4 protein-coding genes are annotated in these 4,122 nt (G+C 62.4%); all 4 read left to right on the top strand.

What is annotated here, in order from left to right:
• Nucleotides 1-1,078, top strand: a 1,078-nt coding sequence (gene miaB / locus B3873_RS16200; protein ID WP_286867304.1) for a tRNA (N6-isopentenyl adenosine(37)-C2)-methylthiotransferase MiaB, incomplete at its 5' end; no start/stop codon positions are given.
• Between the two features lie 30 nt (nucleotides 1,079-1,108).
• On the top strand, nucleotides 1,109-2,245 hold the full coding sequence (locus B3873_RS16195) for a PhoH family protein (protein WP_286867302.1): 1,137 nt from the start codon (nucleotides 1,109-1,111) through the stop codon (nucleotides 2,243-2,245).
• Entirely contained in the window at nucleotides 2,232-2,687 is a 456-nt protein-coding gene (gene ybeY, locus B3873_RS16190) for an rRNA maturation RNase YbeY (protein ID WP_039790123.1), read from the top strand. Before B3873_RS16195 ends, ybeY begins: the two co-directional genes overlap by 14 nt.
• A gap of 251 nt (nucleotides 2,688-2,938) precedes the next feature.
• A partial coding sequence (locus B3873_RS16185) for an MCP four helix bundle domain-containing protein (protein WP_286867300.1) occupies nucleotides 2,939-4,122 on the top strand: 1,184 nt, incomplete at its 3' end.

Here is a 4,122-nt window from a genome sequence, read left to right as displayed (position 1 = left end):
AGGCGACGCCATCATCAAGCGCGCACCCTTCGTGGACATGGTGTTCGGTCCGCAGACCCTGCATCGCCTGCCGCAGATGATCTCCGAGCGGCGCTACAGCGGCCGCCCGCAGGTGGACATCAGCTTCCCCGAGATCGAGAAGTTCGACCACCTGCCGCCGGCCCGCGTGGAAGGGGCGACCGCCTATGTCTCCATCATGGAAGGCTGCAGCAAGTATTGCAGCTACTGCGTGGTGCCCTATACGCGCGGCGAGGAAGTCTCGCGCCGCTTTGAGGATGTGCTCACCGAAGTGGCCGGGCTGGCTGACCAGGGCGTGAAGGAAATCATGCTGCTGGGCCAGAACGTCAACGCCTATCGCGGCGTGATGGAAGACGGCGAGATCGCCGACTTCGCCCTGCTGATCGAATACATCGCCGAGCTGCCGGGCATCGAGCGCATCCGCTTCGTGACCAGCCATCCCAAGGAATTCTCGCAGCGCCTGATCGACACCTATGCCAAGGTGCCCAAGCTCTGCAATCACCTCTACCTGCCGGCGCAACACGGCTCGGACCGCACGCTGGCGGCGATGAAGCGCGGCTATACCGCGCTGGAATACAAGTCGGTGATCCGCCGCATGCGCAAGGTGCGTCCGGATATCACGGTGCAATCGGACTTCATCGTCGGCTTCCCCGGCGAGACCGAGGAAGATTTCGAAGCACTCATGAAGCTGGTGGCCGATGTGGGCTTCGACAACAGTTTCTCCTTCATCTTCAGCCCGCGCCCCGGCACGCCGGCCGCCAGCCTGGCCGATGACACCCCGCAGGAAGTCAAGCTGGCCCGCCTGCAGCGCCTGCAGGCCGCGCTCAACGACAACGCGGCAAAGATCAGTGCCGCGCAGGTCGGCACGGTGCAAAAGGTGCTGGTGGAAGGCGTTTCCAAGCGCCGCGAGCATGAGCTGCAAGGCCGCACCGAGAGCAACCGCGTGGTCAACTTCGACGGTGGCCCGAATGGCCAGCGCCTCATCGGCGAGATCATCGAAGTCCGCGTGACCGAAGCCTTCCCCTTCTCGCTGCGTGGCGAGATCGTGACCCGTCATTGATGATTCAATCCCCTTAACCGGAATCGTGCATTGAAAAAAATCCCCAATCAGCCTCATCACTTCACGCCCCAGCCGCTGGACAACAAGCGCCTGGCCAACCTGTGCGGTGCGCTCGATGAAAACCTGCGCCAGATTTCCGCCGCGCTGGACGTGACCATCTTCCGTCGTGGCGACCGTTTCGTGGTCACCGGCACCAATGCCCAGCGCGCCGTGGACGTGCTGGAGCGCTTCTACGAGAAGGCCGACCGTCCGGTGGCTGTGGACGATATCCAGCTGGCCCTGGTGGAGCAGCGTGCCAACGCCGCCGCCGATGAAGAAGCCGGCCTGCCGCCACTGCCGGCGCGCCGTGGCAAGGCCGCTGCGGCCGCGCCTGCTGCAGCTGCCGACAACGACAAGGACAAGGACAGCCAGGACCCGCTGCCCGAGAGCCCCATCCTGAAGACCCGCAAGCACGACCTGCGCGGACGCACGCCGCACCAGAGCCAGTATCTGAATGCCATCCTGGAACACGACATCACCTTCGGTGTCGGCCCGGCCGGCACCGGCAAGACCTACCTGGCCGTGGCCTGCGCGGTCGATGCACTGGAACGCGACGCCGTGCAGCGTATCGTGCTCACGCGCCCGGCGGTGGAAGCGGGCGAGCGCCTGGGCTTCCTGCCGGGCGATCTGGCGCAAAAGGTCGACCCGTATCTGCGTCCGCTGTATGACGCGCTGTATGACCTGCTGGGCTTCGACCGCACGCAGAAGCTCTTCGAGAAGCAGGCCATCGAGATCGCCCCGCTGGCCTACATGCGCGGCCGCACGCTCAATCACGCCTTCATCATTCTGGACGAAGCGCAGAACACCACGCCGGAACAGATGAAGATGTTCCTGACCCGCATCGGTTTCGGCAGCAAGGCCGTCATCACCGGCGACGTCACGCAGGTCGACTTGCACCACGGCCAGAAGAGCGGCCTGGTCGATGCACTGTCGGTGCTGCATGACGTACGCGGCATCGCCTTCTCGCGCTTCACCAGTGCCGACGTGGTCCGCCATCCGCTGGTGGCGCGCATCGTCGATGCCTATGACGCCGCCGGCAACCCGCGCCCCGATACCGCGCGCGCCACTGCCCGCACTGCCACCAATCTCCTGACCAAATCCGCCAAGCCGCGCCATGCCAAAACATAAACTCACGCTGTCGGTGCAATATGCCGACGACCGCCTCAAGGACAGCATCACCCGCCCTCTCCTGCGCCGCTGGGTGCAGGCCGCCCTGTTTGCGCCGGCCGAACTGACGCTGCGTTTCGTCGGTTCCGAAGAAGGCCGTGACCTCAACCGCGACTATCGCGGCAAGGACTACGCCACCAACGTGCTGACCTTCGCTTATACGGAAGATGAAGACAGCGAAGTCACCGAAGCCGACATCATTTTCTGTACCGACGTGCTGGAGAAGGAAGCCGCCGAGCAGAAGAAGAGCGTGGAAGAACACACCGCTCACCTGGTGGTGCATGGCGTGCTGCATGCGCAGGGCTATGACCACGAGGACGATGAGGAAGCCAACGAGATGGAAGCGCTGGAAACCGAGATCCTGGCTACCCTGGGCTACGACAATCCCTACAAGTCACGCTGAAGCAGAGACTGCCTTGCCGCTTCGGCAACGCAATCTGATGTCGCAAACAACGGTCTGCTACTGCAGGCCGTTTTTTGTTTCCGGCCCAGGTTTCATTTTTGTTGCTTTGTCTCAAGCCGTTGCCGCTTTATCACGCCAAAAAGTAATCGGTTTTTCCGATGTGATCATCGATTTTTTCTGTTTCGTAATGGAGTGACAATTTGCCGGTGATTTTCCGCTGACATTTAACTAGGCAATTCAGGAAAAGCCCGATGGGAAGCGGACTCCAGCTGAACGAGAATGCTTCCACACCAATTGCACCCATCGGGGAGGATGTCATGAAGAACCTGAAGATCGGCCATCGTCTTGGCCTTGGCTTTGCCGCCGTACTGGTCTTGCTGGTGGCCGTTGCCACCTTCGGCCTGCAGCAAGTGTCGCGCCTGAACGATCGCATCGTCTTCCTGACCTCCGTCGATGAGGGCAAGCTTGAAGCACTTTCCAAAGTGCAATTCGCCGTGGGCCTGCGCGCCATTGCGGCCCGCAACCTGACGCTGGTCAATGGGGCCGCTGAACAGAAAGGCGATCTCGACCTGGTCGGCAGCGCGCAGAAAGATATCGAATCCGGCATGGCCGAACTGACCCGCCTGATGCAGGACCCGGCGACCACCCCGCAGGAGCGCGACATGCTGGAGCAACTGCGCAAGCTGGAGGCGCAATACCTGCCGGTGGCCGTCAACATCGTCAAGCTTGCGACCTCGCAACAGAACGAAGCGGCGCGCACTTCGCTGGTCAAGGATTGCATGCCCATCCTCAATCGCGTGATTGCCCACGTGGAGCAATTCAACAAGCTGCTGCGCAAGAATTCCGCAGCCAATGTGGAACAGGCCGAAGCCGCCTACGCCATGGCCAAGTGGACCATGATGGGAGCCAGCATGGCAGCCCTGGTTCTGGGTGGCCTGATCGCGTGGCTGCTGACCCGCTCGATCTCCCGTCCGCTGGCCCAGGCCGTGAGCGTGGCGCAGAGCGTGCAGTCGGGTGATCTGGGCAGCCGCATCGAGGTCACCAGCAAGGATGAACTGGGCCAGCTGATGGCTGCGCTCAAGGGCATGAATGACAGCCTGGTGGCCATCGTCGGTGAAGTACGCCATGGTACCGACACCATCGCCGTGGCCTCCGACGAAATCAAGCGCGGCAACATGGATCTGTCCCACCGCACCGAGCAGCAAGCCGGCTCGCTGCAGGAAACTGCCTCGGCGATGGAGCAACTGACTGCCACCGTCAAGCAGACCTCCGACAATGCCCGCGAAGCCAAGCGCCTGGCCGACAATGCCTCGGACGTGGCCACCAAGGGCGGAGCCGCCGTGAACCGCGTGGTCGAAACCATGCACGCCATCAGCACCTCCTCGCACAAGATCGTGGACATCATCAGCGTGATTGACGGCATCGCCTTCCAGAC

Origin of the sequence: Herbaspirillum sp. UBA812, from assembly GCF_002296545.1 — a bacterium.
GTDB classification, from domain to species: domain Bacteria; phylum Pseudomonadota; class Gammaproteobacteria; order Burkholderiales; family Burkholderiaceae_D; genus Herbaspirillum; species Herbaspirillum huttiense.
Note: the sequence above shows the minus strand (reverse complement) of the source record. Positions and strands in the feature narration are given on the sequence as shown.